Genomic DNA, 16,311 nt, shown 5'->3' on the forward strand with positions numbered 1-16,311 from the left:
AACAAACATTTTAGTACTCTTTTTTATTATGTTTCACATACATATTATTACGCATATAATTCAGATAACTCAATTATTTTATTAAAAATACTTTGTTCATCTGTTTTTAAACATGTGGACGCATGGCTCACTAATACTTCATGACTCCCAATACAAATACTTTCCTTAGCGTGTATAAACATTGATAAATCGTTTAAATCATTACCAAACACTACGAATTCCCTCTCTTTTATTCCTAATCGTTGTAACCCCATCCATTTATCAATATTTTCAGGGCTTATATCTACAATTCCCTCATTATCATGTTCATAAATACGTATAGGAAGTTCTTTCAACATATTCATAATATATGCTTTTTGAACATTATCAGGAAATAATACCACCTTTACTACTTCCTTAATTTCATCAATATGTACATTATTAGCCAATTGATTAGGGTCTATGTTTTTGTAGATAGGGTGATTCTTGCTTCCTGTATAAGAATAATTCCAATGACTATCTATCAAATATGAAAGGCTATGTTTCTCTATTATTGAATGTATAGCACTTACCGTTCCAGGATTAAAAGTTATAACTTCAATATTCTCCTTTCCCTTTGCAATAAATGCACCATTCCCACCAATCATTGAATAATGATGCATATGACTTGGTAGCACCGGTAATAAGTCCCTAATCGGTCTGGCTGATGCAAATATAATCTCATGCCCTCTACTTTGACATACGTCTAGTGCCTGAATTATCCCTTTCGTTACTGCGTTCCCTTTAAAACAAATCGTACCATCAATATCAAAAATAAATTTCATATACATCACTCCTTTCTTTTTAATGTATATGAATTATTTTATAATAGACAGGACAGATGTCCCAAAAGGAGAAGCATTATGCAAAATATTGTAGATAATACCTTATTATTAAGCTACTTAAATAACGAGTACATAAAGAAGCTATTCCAACAATTCAATCATCCATTTGAAATCCGTAGATATGAAGCGAAAGAAGCTGTATTACACGAAGGCGAAACGATTGATGGCCTATATATTCAAATGTCGGGGCGTACAAAAATAACCTCAAGTGTAATTACAGGTAAAGCATTATTACTAAGATTTTGTTCTGCCGTTTCTATCATGGGAGATATTGAATTAATTCAGTCCGTAGATATACAATCTCATGTAACCTCTGAACAACAGACTGATTTTCTTTTTATCGATAAAAATTATGTAACAAGTTACTTATTACACGATGTAGTCTTCCTTCAAGAGCTCATTCATCACGTCACTTATAAACTACAAACCTGCACAACGGCTTCACGTATCAATTTACTAGCTCCTGTGGAAACACGCTTTGCTAGTTATTTATGTACAGCCCGAAATCCATCTCATTTATTTGGGCGCGAAATTCATACTAAAGATCATCATGAAATCGCCTCATTAATTGGGACAACTACCCGTCATCTTAATCGAGTCATCGAAAAACTAATAGCTGACAATATAATTCATAAAAATAATAAACAAATTGTTGTTGACGATTGGAAAGCTATTGATACCCTTTCAAATGGATTACGATATGAATAAAAAATTTAATAATTATATAGATTCTTCCTATAATAAAGAGAACGTTTTTACAACGATCTCTTCTTAAGCATAATCTTCAGTTATTGCTAATGATGCGGGATTTTGAAGACTTTTTGAACGTAAACGGTAGGCTACGATTTTCTTCTTATATTGCTTGATTACATCAACATGTTCCTCATAGCTATATAGAGAAAACCTAATCTCTTTATTCCCTTTCTTCGTGTTAATAACGATCGGTGTCCCTTCCCCGTGCGGCGGGAAATAATGTTTATCTAAAAATAAAGCTTCATTAAATTCATGAATAACTTGTAGTTTCATTTCTCCCTCTATATTTTTTCCATCTATCGATATAGAGGTATTCTCTTCCTCAAGTTTTTGATGTAATTCAAATCTACTAATAATTGATTCTACAACAGAAGTTGGCATACTAGAAACTAGTACTTTAAGAGCCCCAAAAATAAATAAAGTAACTATAAACCATGTTGTCATTTTCATCATCTCCATTACATTTAAAAAATAAATTTCGTTCCATACGGTATGAGTATACTAATGAGTATTCCTGTTACAACCATCGTCACCGAACCGATTGTCGCCTCTTTCTCGCCTTCCTTCACGAGGCGGCTCACACCGATAATATGTGATGCGCATCCCATCCCCACTCCTTTTCCAATCGTACTTGTTATTCGGAAAAACTTCAGTACTGTCGGTCCGATCATAGCACCTGTTATTCCTGCAACTACTACGAAACTAGAAGTCATAGATGGAATACCACCAATTTGATCCGCTAATGAAATGGCGATAGGCATCGTCGCTAATTGCGGCAGTGTCGTTAATATGAGTTCCTTATCTATATTTAACATCCCGCCAATCACTACATTCATACTCGTTAAAGCCACTATACCTACTACTACGCCGATAAGTATCGACAAAAAGTTTTTCATAAGTATGTTTCGCTCTTTAAATAACGGTATCGCTAACGCTACAATTGCAGGACTCAATAAACCGGAAAGAATATCTCCCCCATTTTCTCTATACTCTTGATGAGAAATACCAAAAATCAAAAATAAGCAAATCATACTTGCTGTAACTGTTAGCACCGGTAACGTAAAAGGAAATGGAATTTTTTTATATAACTTTGTCGCCAATACATACATTAGTATAGTAATAATAATTAAGACCATTTGCATCTTGCACCTTGTCGATTTTATTTTTTTGATGTTACTAATAATTGACTTATATACCCTGAAATAATTAAAGTTACTACCGTGCTTACAACTACTAAAAGAAATATAACGCTCCCTTTACTGAAAAGAAAAGGCCCATATTCCATCAGCCCTGTTGTCGAAGGAATTAGAAATAACGGTAAAAAGACGATTAATTTTTCCGCCCCTTCCTCAAACCACTTTAATGGTAAAATACGAGTAGCAAGGAGTAGAAATAGCATTAACATCCCAATTAAACTTCCTGGCATTGATAGATGGAATTCTCCCTGAATCCACGTACCAACTAAACTAAATATATATAGCACGCCTACTTGAAGTAAAAGCGTCACGTACTTCATTTCTTTCCCTCATTTCAATATTACGCATCTCTATTATGAAATCTCATTTAACGTTTCAGCAAACCTTGTCATTCCCAGCTGAATTTGTTCGGCATTTACTCTCCCAAAAGTAAAACGAATATATTCACTTTTAGTACCTAAAACACTCCCCGGGACAAACGCTACACCATTTCGTATAGATTCGCCTAATAAATGATATTCATCAAACGTTCCTTGCACTTTGCACCATAAATGGATTCCACCCTCTGGAACAAAAAATTCAACCTGGTCCCCCAATATTTCTTCAAGCTTTTTAATTAACACATCTCTTCTTTCTTTCAATTGTTCACGAAGCATTGTAATATGTGCATGAAAATCTTCTGATTCTAAAAATTGATTTGCCACCCACTGCGTAAATACGCTATGGCCAAAATCAACTTGCTGCTTCGCATCCGCTAAACGTTCAATTACACGTGTAGGGCCAATTACCCAGCCAATACGTAATCCTGATGCAACAATTTTTGATAATGAACTTATATAAAGAACATTCCCGTTTTGATCCATTGATTTTAATGTTGGATTCACTTCTCCATTAAATGACGTTAAGCTATACGGATCATCTTCTACAATCGGTATACCAAATTCAGAAGACAGTTCTAAAATCTTTTTACGTCTTGCTAATGAAAGCACTGTTCCCGTTGGATTTTGATAATCTGGATTCAAAAATACCATGCGAATACGATGCTTTTTATGCAAATCAATTAAATCATCTGGATTCATTCCATGCTGATCAACAGGTAGATGAAATATTTGTAAGCCCGCGGATTTAAACATCGGCAATGAAAAACAATACGATGGATCTTCAATTGCAATCGCATCGCCAGGTTTTAATAAACATTGAACGATAAGATTCAGTGCCTGTTGTGCTCCAGATGTAATAAGGATAGAATTCGAATCTGCTTCAATTTGTTTATATTGCTGAACATGTGCTGCAATTGTTTTCCTCAACATTTCATTTCCAAGTGGATGGTCATAACCGAGGTTTTCCATAAATGTTTTCTCCGACAAAATCGTTCGGAATCTATCACTTGGAATTAACTCTGGTGACAATTCACCACTTGCTAAATTAATTAAATCATCCTTTTGTGTTTCCGTTCGAATTTGTTGAACGAGTGGTACGTTAGGTAAGAACGATCCATCCTCCACGTACCTACCCCAGTTCGGTATTCGTTTATGTGAGACACCCCATATGTCTGTATTGACCCGTGTTCCGCTTCCCTTTTGCCGTTCTACTACTCCAAGTGATTTTAATTCTTCATACGCAGCTACTATTGTACTCCGGTTCACCTGTAATTCCTTTGCCAATATACGCTCAGAAGGTAACTTACTATCAGAAGGAAATTCACCTGAAGAAATGCCTCTTTCAATATAATCAGCAATTTGTTTATATACAGGTGTCTTATCTGCACGATTTGGTTTCCATTCCATCCTGTTGCCTCCTTTCAAAACGAACTATCCCTTATTCAAGTAATAATAGTATGAATCAGTCACATTTTCTTATCCTTAAATGAATATATCCAAAACGGTTCTTCCTCTAACCATTCAACTGTTTCTCGCACACCTTCTTCATACTCTCTTTTCAGTTCCGTTACTTTCGTCGCAAATTGAGATGCATGTGCTTCCAATGCCTCAAGCTTTTTTGGAACATACTCTTTCACTTCATTTTTAAAATGCGGAGGACCTATTTCTGCTTCATGATTATTTGAAAAAGCTACCGCATAAAATGTTGGCCTTTTATTTTCTGGAATATGAGCTAACGCCTCGGCTACCGCTTCCCCTGTTGCATCATGATCTGGATGAACTGCATATCCCGGATAAAAAGAAATGACTAACGAAGTATTCAATTCTTCCACACAGTTTTGTATGACACGTCTTAACTCTCCAGGAGTCTCAAATTCAAGAGTTTTATCACGGTATCCCATCATACGCAAATCTTTAATCCCTAAAATATTTGTAGCCCTCTTTAGTTCTTTTTCTCTTATTGCATATAATGATTCACGTGTTGCAAAAGAAGGATTTCCCATCGCTCTCCCCATTTCACCTAACGTTAAGCAAACATAAGTAAGCGGAACATTTCGCTGCGCATAAGCTAAAATTGTACCTGCCACGCAATACGACTCATCATCTGGATGCGGAAAAACAATTAAAACGTGACGTTCATTTTTTATCAAAATCATACTCCTCCATCCTATACAAACCTTTTCTTTCAAAATTATTAAATCACTACCGCATACCATGTTACCCCTACAAGTAGTACGAAAAGAAGGAGAATATAAATAGTTGATAAGTTTTTCACATTTCTCTTTGTAGACTTGCCATAATTCTCCTCGACATTTCGTGCTACTAGCACGGTGCCGAACAGCGATCCAATTACAATAATAACGACTAGTGAAATTGCAAAACTCATTGTATTTTCACCTCTCTACAGACAATCTATTTTAATAAAGAACTTTCTCTTTAAAACGTTGATAACATACTACCTTTCTTCTCTTATCATAATAGATGTTTGCAAAAAACGGACCAACCACTTTTGTGTTTTTTTGCTCATCCACTTTAAAAATAAAAAGCAACTGATCACTTAGGACCAGTTGCTTTTTCTACACGATAATTTTCATTTAAAATTAATTCGATTTAAAAGTTTAGTCTTTTCATAATGAAACATCGATTGAGATAACTCGAAAATTGTTCCATTTACAAGATACACTGTATTTTCAATAAGAAGCGCCGGATCACCTTCATTTAATTCTAAAAGCTGTGCATTTTCTTTATTTACTTTTTCACAACTAATAACTTTATCAGCAAAACCAATATTTAATCGTAAATCTTCAATGAAATAACTGTATACAGAGCTTAATGCTATTTCTTCGTTCAAATATGGAATAATATCCTTTTTGAAATAACTTACTTCAATAGAGAATGGTTTAGCATCTACAATTCTTAAGCGCTTCAAAAAATACAATCTAGCTCCGGCTTCGCATTGCATCCGCTTTGCTATCTCCTCGTCCGCATCTATTACTTCAAGCTCTAACACTTTCGTTTCAATATTTTGTGAAACAAGATTTTTCGTTAATCCACGTAAACTTCCTAAATTAATGTAATCTGTTACAGAAGTTTCGCGTAAAAACATGCCACTACCTTGCACTTGAAAAATATAACCTCTATTCACAAGCTGACTAATTACTTTACGTATCGTATTACGGCTTACTTCAAATCGATTCATCAACGCTTCTTCTGTAGGTAGTTTTTTCATTTCATTAAAAAGCCCATCTCGAATGTTTTGCTCTAACACATCTGCAATTTGTTTATACTTTGCACTCATACACTTTCTCCTAAAATACTCTTTTATCTGTTATAACTCTTCCCCTCTCGTTTCGATCACATGTTTGTACCAATGAAACGAAAGTTTCTTCTTACGTTTTAAGTTATCATTATGATCGACAAAAATAAAGCCATATTGCTTTTTATATCCATTTAACCAACTTAAAAGATCAATCACTGACCATGCATAATAACCTTTTAAATTAATCCCCTCTTCAATTGCACGCTTCATTACTTTTAAATGCTCTTCAATAAATTTAATTCTCGGAACATCTACAATTTCTCCGTCAATGATTGGATCTTCATCACCAAGTCCATTTTCCGTTACATACATCTTTATGTCACCGTAACGCGCTTTCAACATATGCAATCCATCTAAGAAACCTTCGGGAGATATTTCCCATCCCCATTTTGTATATATTTTATCATCCATTTTAACTGTTCGATAAAAACCATCAAAAGAAGGGTTACCTGGAGCAAGTGTTGAGCTTTCTCGAGAATGTTCCTCACTCTTTATATCCATATCGTATCTTTCTACTCGTATTGGTTGATAATAATTCAAGCCAATAAAATCATTTTCTTCTGCATTTTGTTTAATGATTTCTAATTCTTCAACCGTCCAATTAGGAGTCCACCTTTTTTCCTTTAATTGTTGTACAACATAAGACGGATACTCACCTTTTAAAACTGGATCATAATACCAATACGTTTCATATTCATTCGCATGATTTGCTGCTCGTATATTTTCTTTTTGATCATCCACACTATAAGCAGGTAAGAAAACATGTGTAATCCCAATCTCACCATATTGTTTCAGCTGCTTGTACACCGCAACTGTTTTCGCATGTGCATAAAATACATAATGAGTCGCTTGAAAATACTTTGGAACATCATTTTGGATTCCTGGTGGATGTGCACCTTTTAAATAACCTAATCCACAAAACATTACTGTCTCATTAAAAGTAATCCAATGCTTAACTCTGTCACCAAATGCCTTAAAACAAGTTTCTGCATATTTTACGAAAGCCTCTGCTGTTCTTTTATTCGTCCATCCACCATCTTTTTCTAACGGTAATGGTAAATCCCAATGATATAAAGTGACAAACGGCACAATCCCGTATTTTAAACATTCATCAATTAAGTTGTTATAAAATTCAATCCCTTTTTCATTTACCTCTCCATCTCCAGTCGGCAATATTCTCGCCCAAGAAATTGAAAAACGATACGATTCTAATCCCATCTCAGCCATTAAGCGAACATCTTCTTTATATCGATGATAATGATCCACAGCTACATCACCATTTGTTCCATTATATGTTTTACCAGGAATTTTTGAAAACTCATCCCAATTCGTAACACCTTTTCCATCTTCATTCCATGCACCTTCTACTTGATAAGAAGCTGAAGCAGCTCCAAATAAAAAATCATGTGGAAACCTCATAGTATATACCTCCATTTCATTACAACAAATTAAATTCATTGATACATATAAAATTTATAGGTACAAATTTTATATGTATGATTATATCTTATGTTTTTATTTTTTTCTATTATAAAAGTACAATTTCTATTGTTGGTTATTGGAAAATAAAAAGAAGCGATATATTTTATCGCTTCTTTTTCTCATCATCTTTATTCTTTTATCCCGCTATTTGCCGGGCAGTAAGACCCCCACTAATTAAAGTTTCACTTTATCAATGACTTATTCGCTCTTATAACTTCTTGATACAATAATGGTGACCACTTTTCATTTATGTAGTCTTGAATTATCCAACCTACTCTTGTAGGACTCTTTTGTTTTATATAGTTTGCAATTTCAGGATTTATATAAGAGGCATAGTAATATGGACTATTCCATGCTGTACCACCTGAAGACAAGCTTGTAAAATTAACATATAGGTGATTTAAATCCTCACTATTATTCATCGTTTCATTAATTATATCTTTAATAGATTTTACTTTCTCATCATAACTCACTTTATATTTATCTTGTACTGTTACATTTACATTTTGATTTACAGTTGTCGTAAACGTCTCATTATCTGGCCAATAAAAATTATTATATCCTCCAGATTCATTACTACCACTATATCTTTTTAGTAGTACAATTTTCCCACGAGCATCTCCAAGTTTTATATTTCCTTCTGTTTTTAAAAAGATCGGATCAACAAAATATTTTTTTTCAAACGTACTACTAAATGAATCTTCTGCCCCTTTCATATCCTCATACTCTTTTTTTAAAGACATAATAATTGTTTCACTCGGGTTATCTTTTAAAAATTGTTTCGCTTCATTTATGAATTCATGCAGTGTTACATAAAGATATAATGGCCCATGATGAAGAACTATCGTATTATCATCTGTTAAACGTCCTCTTATATCAAAAATGCGAGCTCCATGATCCATTTGATAGCGAAAATCATACTCTTGCGTCATTCCCCATACTTGCTTAATTGGATTTTGCAACTTGAACGTACCACTATCATGTGTTCCTGGAATTGAAATTCGTGCTAACGGGATGTTATCAGGTATAGGTTGCATCCATTTTGACCAATTTTCAAGATCATTAACAGAGCTAGCTGCAACTACTTGCTTATCATGTAAAGCAAATACAAATGTGATAAATATCATACTACATATGAATAATTTCAAAGTAAATTTCTTATTGCTCACTATTATTTCTCCTTTTTCTGTTTTATATTAAACTTATTGAATATGATATAAGCTAGTTCATAAAAAATAAATAATATTTTATCAATATGAAATATTGCATAGAAGTAAAGTTAAAAAATCATTCACATATACTGAATTAGAAAAATTTAAAGGAACTTCATCTGAAGTTCCTTTTGTTTATTTTATGTTCAATACATATGAACCATCTTTATTCTCATACTTATAGACATATAAATAATATTTACCTGGCTTTGCATTATAAGTTCCTTTAACTACATTCCCTTCATTTTCACCATATGCTACATAGTTGTTTAAATCTGATTCATGATGAAGTACCCATGTCATTCCAATGTTTTGTTCATTTAGTAGAGAAATTTTAATATTTTCGAGTGAGTCAATTTGGAAAGTAAATACATCTACTCTATCACTATTATGTAGTGTTCCTTTCACCGGTGTATGAAAGTTAACTTTATTTGCCTGTCTAGGCTCATTATTTGGTTCATTTTCTGTTACTTGTAACTCATTCCCACCGTTTGGTTTTCTTTGTTCATAACCTAAGTTTACTAGTATAGACTTCAAATCTGGTAAAACACCAATTTTATCTGCATATGGATCTTTAGATTTTGTTCCTGTGTTGCGGTTGCTTAATATTGCTCTTAGTTCACTTGGTCTATATGGTTGTCCTAAATTTTCTTTAGCAATACTTTGTACTAAAGCCGCTGCTCCTGCGATAATGGGTGAAGCACTAGATGTTCCACTAAAGCTTGAAGTATAAAGATTTACAGCACTTCGACTTTGCTCGGCTGTAGTTGTATCTACATTTTCTCCCCACCCGTACACATCAATCCGACTTCCATAATTTGAAAACCACATACGCTCATGAGGGAAAGATGAAGAACCCGCGCCTACCATAATTGCACCTGAATCTTTAAAATCTTTACTATTACGATTTAAGACTTGTTTACCATTTCTATCTTTAAATTGATCTAAATCATTCCACCCATTTGCTCCAGCTTCTATAATGACAACACCTTTATCTGTACCAGCACGAATCGCATCAAAGATATCTGGTTGTATTTCAACAGGTAAATATTTATCACCATATCCATCAAAGGAAGCTTGTGCCTCTAATAATAAAACATCCCCAGCTTCTAACTGATTTACAGCACTTAATATTGCATCAGCTGTATTATACTGTCCGTTATCTCTTATTTGAGAAATCACTTTCGCTTTCGCTTTTGGCGCAATCCCAATATTCCCAACCTCATTATCCTCAGAGGATACAATCCCTAGTACAGACGTTCCATGTCCAACATGCTGATCTATATTTCTTCCAGACATTAATTCAATATTTTGATGTATTAAATCCTCATGATTTAATAGCCATCCATATTCCATATCAACAAAGGTTATATCGCCTCCATTACCACCTTGGACTCCCCAGGCAAAAGGCGCATTAATACCGTATGGTGCCGCATCAAGGTAACCTTGTTTTTTATATCTAGGATTGTTATTAGGATCAAAAGATACACTTAATGGTTGTACTTCCGGTGGCGTTATTTTTTCTTGTTTCTTCACATACACATCTTCTATTAAAGAAGATGTCTTTAACTTATCTACTAGTTCTTCTTCCTGCTCACCATTTTGAGTTTGAAGAATATAGTAGTTTAATAAACTTGTAGATACATTATTAGGTGCTTTCACTTCAAGGTTTTGTATTTGTTCCGGGCTTACAGATGTGAATAAACGAGTGAATGTTACCTCTGGATATTCTGCAAAAAAATCTTCTAGTACTTTATCGTTCGTTTGAGATTGTATTTGTTTTTCAATACCATCTTCATATGGAAATTTCAAATCCGCTCTGAATTTTACAATGATTTGCTTATCTGTTTCTTGTTCTATCCCTAATTTACTCTGCTGTTCTACAGAATCAGCATTTACAATATTGACAGTGTCCCCTATTCCTAAAAATGTTGAAATAATTACAGCTGAAACAGATATTCTTTTAAATACATTCATTACATCACTCCTCAAATTAATAAACAATAAATTATTATATTAATCTATAATAATTTAATTTCTATAACATATAAAGTTACCTTTCTACCAATTAGATTATAGTAATCAGCACTATGAACTTCAATGTATTTTTATATGCAATATTTCATATTCAAGCTCTATATTGCATTTATAAAAAACTTATAATGATTATTTATTTCATATGTGCTAATATACTTACATTAAAATATTATGTGTAAACATTCTGAACTACATTACTTAACCGTTTGCCTTAATTTTTTCTAGGAGGATTTACAATGAAATTATTAAAAATAAAACATATAATCCCTTTATCTGCAGCTGCAATTACATTCGTATGTCATCAAAGTACAGCTGAAGCTTCTACCATTCATACAGTAAAAAAGAATGATACACTTTGGGGCATTAGTAAACAATACGGAGTTTCAATACAATCCATTAAACAGGCTAATAATAAAGGAAACGATCAAACTTTTATTGGTGAACAGTTAAATATTCCAGATTCCACGAACTCAAATGAAATCTCTGCTCGTCAAAATGCTAGACCTGCGAACATTTCTGGACAAATTATTTATCAAGTACAACAGGGAGATTCATTAGAAACGATAGCAAAGCGTTACAATGTTACCGTTCAATCTATACAACAAATTAACAATATAGCCGGAAACAAGCTTTATACAGGACAACATTTAAAAATTAACTCAAGCATTTCAGAAAAAGAAAAAGACTTAATGGCACGCTTAGTTACCGCTGAAGCAGGTGGCGAATCCTATAAAGGAAAAGTGGCTGTAGCAAAAGTTATTCTAAATCGTGTAAATGCAAAAGGTTTTCCAAATACAATAACAGGCGTTATTTATGAACCTATTAAATACGGATATGCCTTTACTCCTATTACAGATGGAAGAATTAATCAGCCTGCAAGCCCAGAAGCAAAAATGGCAGTAGAAGAAGCTATCTCCACAAATGGAATACATTCTGATTGGCTTTATTTTTACAATCCAAAAACGTCAACAGACAAATGGATTACGACACGCCAAACAGTAGCAGTAATCGGTAACCATGTGTTTGCTAAATAAGATTTAAAACCATTAACAGACCTCTTCACTTAAAAGGTCTGTTTTTTATATGTTAGATTTTATTAATCATAGGACATAGTGATCATTTAAAAATACTTCTTCTTTCAAATAAAAACATTTGTGTTTACTCCTCCACTCGGAGAAATAAAAAAAGCATCTAAATCAAAAACTCCCTCTTTATTAATAAAATCTATTTCTTAACTTCATAAAATTGTTATACACTAGAAAAATAAAAACAAACTATTCGTTAGCAGGTGAAAGAATATGTATGATGTTACAATTATCGGCGCTGGAGTAAGTAGCATTTTTATAGCTTATTCACTAGCTAAAAGTAACAAAAAAGTTTTAATTCTTGATAAAGGTAAAGCGCTAGAAGATCGTCATTGTCCTTTAGACGAAGGAAAAGCATGTACTTGTACTACATGCGATAAATATTTTGGGTTTGGCGGTTTAGGAAAATCTGAAGGGAAATTTAATTATACAAACGGATTTGGCGGCGAACTTGAGCAAAAAGTCGGTAAAGAAGGCTTTATACAACTCATGGCTGAAGTAGATGAAATTCTATGTCAGTTCGGAGGAAGTTCTGTTTCGAAATATTCTACAGAAAATCCAACTCTCAATAAGAGAGCTGAAGCGTGTGGCTTACAAATGCTAACAACAGAAGTAAGACATCTTGGCACTACCCTTTCAAGTGAGATTTTTCAGCAACTCTATGAATTTTTACTTACGAAAATAAATATACAATTTCATATAGATGTGCAACATATTATGAAACAGAAAGATCATTTTACAATAGAGACAAATGAAGGAACAGTTAAATCTAAGCAACTAGTATTTGCAACTGGACGTTCCGGAGCGGATTGGTTAAAAGAAATGTGCACTTCTCTCAATATTTCTCAGGAGCAAACTCGTGTAGATTTAGGTATTCGAGTAGAGATGAAAGAACACCAATTACGTTCTATATTAAAAGATACATTTGAGACTAAACTTTCTTATGAGCATGAACACTTCACAGCAACTACGTACTGCATGAATCCAAAAGGACGCATCATTAGAAAGTACGAAGAAGGTTTAGTTATGCCTGACGGTCAAAATTTTCGAGAGAAAGGAACTGGCACACCTAACTTAAATTTCACTTTATTTATCCCGCGCTATTTTTCAACTCTCAAAGAAGCTAATATATACGCAAGTTCAATTATTAAAAACATTAACCAAGGAAGAGATCGAATTGTTATACAGCGCTTAGAGGATTTACTAAATAAACAACCTACAACAGAGAACGACATAAAACATAACCGTATACAACCTACACTACAAGGAGATTATGGAGATTTAAATACAGAAATTCCTCCATTCTATATTGAAGGACTTAAAGGATTTTTATTACGCTTAGAACAATTCATCCAAGAACCGATCGATACAGATACTTTATTATACGGAATTGACGGAAAATTCTATGCTCCTACGATAAAAATCAATAACCATTTTGAAACAAGTATGCATGGACTATTTTTAGTTGGAGATTGTTCAGGCGTCACTCATTCATTATCTCAAGCTGCTGCAAGTGGGTTGTATGTCGGAAAATATTTATCTCACATTTAATTTCTTTCATTAAGATTACAATCAAATATTTTAACTTCCATAGTAATAGCTTACTAACAATTCTGCCGCAAAGAATCCGAGTTTTATGAGATACATATTTAACATAACCATTGACATTCAATTCTAACAAATTGAATGTCAACAGGTTTAAAAGCCTCTATTCATTTCCCTTTTCATTTGTTCGATATTTTGTAACATCATCATAGTGTTTAATATGTTAGGATGTCTATAAGTATTTTTTACTACAACTATGACTTTTTCTGCTCTGTTTCTAAAAAATAGATTTATGCTTTAAAATTCCTCATTGTACGTATATGAATACTTCACATTATTACCTTTAGAAAACATAAGCTAAATGTTTCATTATACTCTAATAGTTATAAAAATATAACATATAACACGAGTTAAATAAATTGTATAAAGAAGGTATAAAAATGAAAAATAAAATCAATTTACAAATGAAAAATATAAGCTTTGTTTTAATAATTGCTATGGCAGTATGGTTAAAAACATACCTTATTACAAGATTCAGTTTTGATTTAAAAATTGAGTCTTCTACACAAGAGCTTATTTTGTTTATTAGCCCTCTCGCAGCATCATTAGCATTTGTCGGATTAGCATTATTTGCAACCGGTGAAAAGAGAAATTATATCGCGCTATGTATTAATTTCTTATTAACAATCGTACTTGTTGGGAATGTAATGTTCTATGATTTTTATAGCGATTTCGTTACGTTACCAGTACTTGGGCAAACATCAAACTTTGGCCAATTAGGCGGCAGTATTATAGAAATATTGAACTACAAAATTATACTCGCATTCGTAGACATTATTTTCTTCTTTATTTTATTGAAGAAGAAATCAATTGTCTTCCAAACAGGACGTGTAACTCATCCGGCACGCCTCGTATATTTTCTTTTAACGATTGGTGTATTTTTTGCAAATCTACATCTTGCAGAAAAAGAGCGACCTGAACTATTAACGAGATCATTCGACCGAGTTATGCTTGTTAAAAATTTAGGACTATACACTCATCAAATATATGATTTAACACTACAAGTAAAAGCAGGATCACAAAAAGCACTTGCTGATAGCAGTAAATTACAAGAAACAGAAAACTACGTAAAGGCAAACCAAAGTGAACCGAATCCTAACATGTTTGGTACAGCGAAAGGAAAAAACGTAATTGTCGTTACTCTTGAATCCCTGCAAACCTTCTTAATAGGCGCATCAGTTAACGGGCAAGAAGTTACACCATTTTTGAATCAATTCATAAATGAAAGCTATTACTTCGATAACTTTTTCCACCAAACTGGGCAAGGAAAAACATCCGATTCTGAATTTCTAATTGATACGTCGTTATATCCATTAAATCGAGGAGCTGTATTTTTCACACACGGTAACAATGATTATACTGCGACTCCAGAAATTTTACGTCAGCAAGGTTATTTCACTTCTGTATTCCATGCGAATAACGCAACATTTTGGAATCGTAACATTATGTACTCTGCTCTTGGTTATGATCGTTACTATAACGAACTTGATTACAAAATTACGCCCGAAACAAATTTAAATTGGGGATTAAAAGATATCGAATACTTTGATCAATCTGTAGATATATTAAAAACTGTTGATCAACCATTTTACGCTCGTTTCCTTACGCTAACGAACCATTATCCATTTACGTATGATGAAGATACAAAATTCATTGAACCATACAACTCTGGTAATGGCGTATTTGATCGTTATATCGTAACAGCACGTTACTTAGACGAATCCATCAAAAAATTTATTGAGCGTTTAAAAGCCGAGGGAATGTATGATGATTCTATTATTGTATTGTATGGTGATCATTATGGTATTTCTGAAAAACATAATCGTGCAATGGCACAGTTTTTAGAAAAAGATCAAATAACAGAATTTGATACTTTAAATTTACAACGCACACCTTTATATATTCATATACCTGGCCAAAAAGAAGGTCAAACGATTTCAAAGCCTACAGGACAAATCGATATGAAACCTACTATTCTAAATTTACTTGGGATTGATACTAGGAACGATATTCGTTTTGGCCATGATATGTTTTCAGATGAATATACCGGATTTGTTGTTTTACGTGATGGTAGCTTTATTACAGACAAGTATGCATACACAAACAACACTTTCTACGACCGCATAACAGGGGAAATTGTGGATTTACCAAAAAAAGAAGCACAAGCACTCATTAACCGTGCACAAAATGAATTACGAATGTCTGACAAAATTATTGAAGGTGATTTATTACGTTTCTCAGAAAGTAATAAAATTAAAACTGGCGAAGTACAAACTAAAATTAAAGAAACTGAAAAATAATTTAAATATGAAAAGGGAGCAACTCATTACAGTTGCTCCCTTTTACTCTCTTATAACATATGATGCAATGTCGTATAAGA

General features: G+C 33.2%; 15 protein-coding genes. 4 read left to right on the forward strand and 11 right to left on the reverse strand.

The genetic code is table 11. The features are described 5' to 3' along the window. Positions 1 to 47: 47 nt before the first annotated feature. A complete protein-coding gene (locus MHB74_RS18320) occupies positions 48 to 803 on the reverse strand; it encodes an HAD-IIB family hydrolase (RefSeq protein WP_061678159.1) in 756 nt (251 codons plus the stop codon). Positions 804 to 881: 78 nt separating this feature from the next. Here MHB74_RS18320 and MHB74_RS18325 point away from each other — a divergent pair, with 78 nt between their 5' ends. Further along, a complete protein-coding gene (locus MHB74_RS18325; RefSeq protein WP_061678160.1) occupies positions 882 to 1,571 on the forward strand; it encodes a Crp/Fnr family transcriptional regulator in 690 nt (229 codons plus the stop codon). A gap of 63 nt (positions 1,572 to 1,634) precedes the next feature. Here the strand turns inward: MHB74_RS18325 and MHB74_RS18330 are convergent, their stop codons facing one another. The 10 genes from MHB74_RS18330 to MHB74_RS18375 all read right to left on the reverse strand — a co-directional run bounded on the left by MHB74_RS18330 (position 1,635) and on the right by MHB74_RS18375 (position 11,181). Beyond that, on the reverse strand, positions 1,635 to 2,060 hold the full coding sequence (locus MHB74_RS18330; RefSeq protein WP_061678161.1) for a YfmQ family protein: 426 nt from the start codon (positions 2,058 to 2,060) through the stop codon (positions 1,635 to 1,637). 20 nt (positions 2,061 to 2,080) lie between these two features. After that, positions 2,081 to 2,752: an LrgB family protein gene (locus tag MHB74_RS18335; protein WP_061678162.1), complete on the reverse strand. Its 672-nt coding sequence runs from the start codon at positions 2,750 to 2,752 to the stop codon at positions 2,081 to 2,083. A gap of 23 nt (positions 2,753 to 2,775) precedes the next feature. After that, complete coding sequence (locus MHB74_RS18340; protein ID WP_061678163.1) at positions 2,776 to 3,132, reverse strand: CidA/LrgA family holin-like protein; 357 nt, start codon at positions 3,130 to 3,132, stop codon at positions 2,776 to 2,778. Between the two features lie 33 nt (positions 3,133 to 3,165). Further along, on the reverse strand, positions 3,166 to 4,599 hold the full coding sequence (gene pdxR, locus MHB74_RS18345; RefSeq protein ID WP_061678164.1) for a MocR-like pyridoxine biosynthesis transcription factor PdxR: 1,434 nt from the start codon (positions 4,597 to 4,599) through the stop codon (positions 3,166 to 3,168). A gap of 59 nt (positions 4,600 to 4,658) precedes the next feature. Next, on the reverse strand, positions 4,659 to 5,339 hold the full coding sequence (gene bshB2 / locus MHB74_RS18350) for a bacillithiol biosynthesis deacetylase BshB2 (RefSeq protein ID WP_061678313.1): 681 nt from the start codon (positions 5,337 to 5,339) through the stop codon (positions 4,659 to 4,661). 47 nt (positions 5,340 to 5,386) lie between these two features. Beyond that, complete coding sequence (locus MHB74_RS18355; protein ID WP_061678165.1) at positions 5,387 to 5,578, reverse strand: hypothetical protein; 192 nt, start codon at positions 5,576 to 5,578, stop codon at positions 5,387 to 5,389. A gap of 204 nt (positions 5,579 to 5,782) precedes the next feature. Next, entirely contained in the window at positions 5,783 to 6,490 is a 708-nt protein-coding gene (locus MHB74_RS18360; protein WP_061678166.1) for a GntR family transcriptional regulator, read from the reverse strand. Positions 6,491 to 6,520: 30 nt separating this feature from the next. After that, on the reverse strand, positions 6,521 to 7,930 hold the full coding sequence (locus MHB74_RS18365; protein WP_061678167.1) for a glycoside hydrolase family 1 protein: 1,410 nt from the start codon (positions 7,928 to 7,930) through the stop codon (positions 6,521 to 6,523). A 245-nt stretch (positions 7,931 to 8,175) separates the two neighbouring features. Continuing rightward, the gene (gene plcA, locus MHB74_RS18370; RefSeq protein WP_061678168.1) at positions 8,176 to 9,162 is read right to left on the reverse strand and encodes a phosphatidylinositol diacylglycerol-lyase; all 987 of its coding nucleotides are present in this window, start codon (positions 9,160 to 9,162) and stop codon (positions 8,176 to 8,178) included. Positions 9,163 to 9,339: 177 nt separating this feature from the next. Further along, the gene (locus tag MHB74_RS18375) at positions 9,340 to 11,181 is read right to left on the reverse strand and encodes a S8 family peptidase (RefSeq protein ID WP_061678169.1); all 1,842 of its coding nucleotides are present in this window, start codon (positions 11,179 to 11,181) and stop codon (positions 9,340 to 9,342) included. A 296-nt stretch (positions 11,182 to 11,477) separates the two neighbouring features. On the opposite strand from MHB74_RS18375, the gene MHB74_RS18380 reads away from it, so the two are divergent. The 3 genes from MHB74_RS18380 to MHB74_RS18390 all read left to right on the forward strand — a co-directional run bounded on the left by MHB74_RS18380 (position 11,478) and on the right by MHB74_RS18390 (position 16,231). Continuing rightward, on the forward strand, positions 11,478 to 12,275 hold the full coding sequence (locus MHB74_RS18380) for a cell wall hydrolase (RefSeq protein ID WP_061678170.1): 798 nt from the start codon (positions 11,478 to 11,480) through the stop codon (positions 12,273 to 12,275). A 264-nt stretch (positions 12,276 to 12,539) separates the two neighbouring features. Further along, the gene (locus tag MHB74_RS18385) at positions 12,540 to 13,877 is read left to right on the forward strand and encodes an NAD(P)/FAD-dependent oxidoreductase (RefSeq protein WP_061678171.1); all 1,338 of its coding nucleotides are present in this window, start codon (positions 12,540 to 12,542) and stop codon (positions 13,875 to 13,877) included. 434 nt (positions 13,878 to 14,311) lie between these two features. Continuing rightward, positions 14,312 to 16,231: an LTA synthase family protein gene (locus MHB74_RS18390; RefSeq protein ID WP_061678172.1), complete on the forward strand. Its 1,920-nt coding sequence runs from the start codon at positions 14,312 to 14,314 to the stop codon at positions 16,229 to 16,231. Positions 16,232 to 16,311 lie beyond the last annotated feature (80 nt).

Origin of the sequence: Bacillus sp. FSL K6-0069 (genome assembly GCF_038007785.1) — a bacterium.
GTDB lineage: Bacteria > Bacillota > Bacilli > Bacillales > Bacillaceae_G > Bacillus_A > Bacillus_A mobilis.

What these genes read in the sequence shown, in the direction of transcription:
- MHB74_RS18320 (WP_061678159.1), bottom strand. Translation starts at nt 803, where the DNA reads ATGAAATTTATTTTTGATATTGATGGTACGATTTGTTTTAAAGGGAAC.
- MHB74_RS18325 (WP_061678160.1), top strand. Translation starts at nt 882, where the DNA reads ATGCAAAATATTGTAGATAATACCTTATTATTAAGCTACTTAAATAAC.
- MHB74_RS18330 (WP_061678161.1), bottom strand. Translation starts at nt 2,060, where the DNA reads ATGACAACATGGTTTATAGTTACTTTATTTATTTTTGGGGCTCTTAAA.
- MHB74_RS18335 (WP_061678162.1), bottom strand. Translation starts at nt 2,752, where the DNA reads ATGGTCTTAATTATTATTACTATACTAATGTATGTATTGGCGACAAAG.
- MHB74_RS18340 (WP_061678163.1), bottom strand. Translation starts at nt 3,132, where the DNA reads ATGAAGTACGTGACGCTTTTACTTCAAGTAGGCGTGCTATATATATTT.
- pdxR (WP_061678164.1), bottom strand. Translation starts at nt 4,599, where the DNA reads ATGGAATGGAAACCAAATCGTGCAGATAAGACACCTGTATATAAACAA.
- MHB74_RS18355 (WP_061678165.1), bottom strand. Translation starts at nt 5,578, where the DNA reads ATGAGTTTTGCAATTTCACTAGTCGTTATTATTGTAATTGGATCGCTG.
- MHB74_RS18360 (WP_061678166.1), bottom strand. Translation starts at nt 6,490, where the DNA reads ATGAGTGCAAAGTATAAACAAATTGCAGATGTGTTAGAGCAAAACATT.
- MHB74_RS18365 (WP_061678167.1), bottom strand. Translation starts at nt 7,930, where the DNA reads ATGAGGTTTCCACATGATTTTTTATTTGGAGCTGCTTCAGCTTCTTAT.
- MHB74_RS18375 (WP_061678169.1), bottom strand. Translation starts at nt 11,181, where the DNA reads ATGAATGTATTTAAAAGAATATCTGTTTCAGCTGTAATTATTTCAACA.
- MHB74_RS18380 (WP_061678170.1), top strand. Translation starts at nt 11,478, where the DNA reads ATGAAATTATTAAAAATAAAACATATAATCCCTTTATCTGCAGCTGCA.
- MHB74_RS18385 (WP_061678171.1), top strand. Translation starts at nt 12,540, where the DNA reads ATGTATGATGTTACAATTATCGGCGCTGGAGTAAGTAGCATTTTTATA.
- MHB74_RS18390 (WP_061678172.1), top strand. Translation starts at nt 14,312, where the DNA reads ATGAAAAATAAAATCAATTTACAAATGAAAAATATAAGCTTTGTTTTA.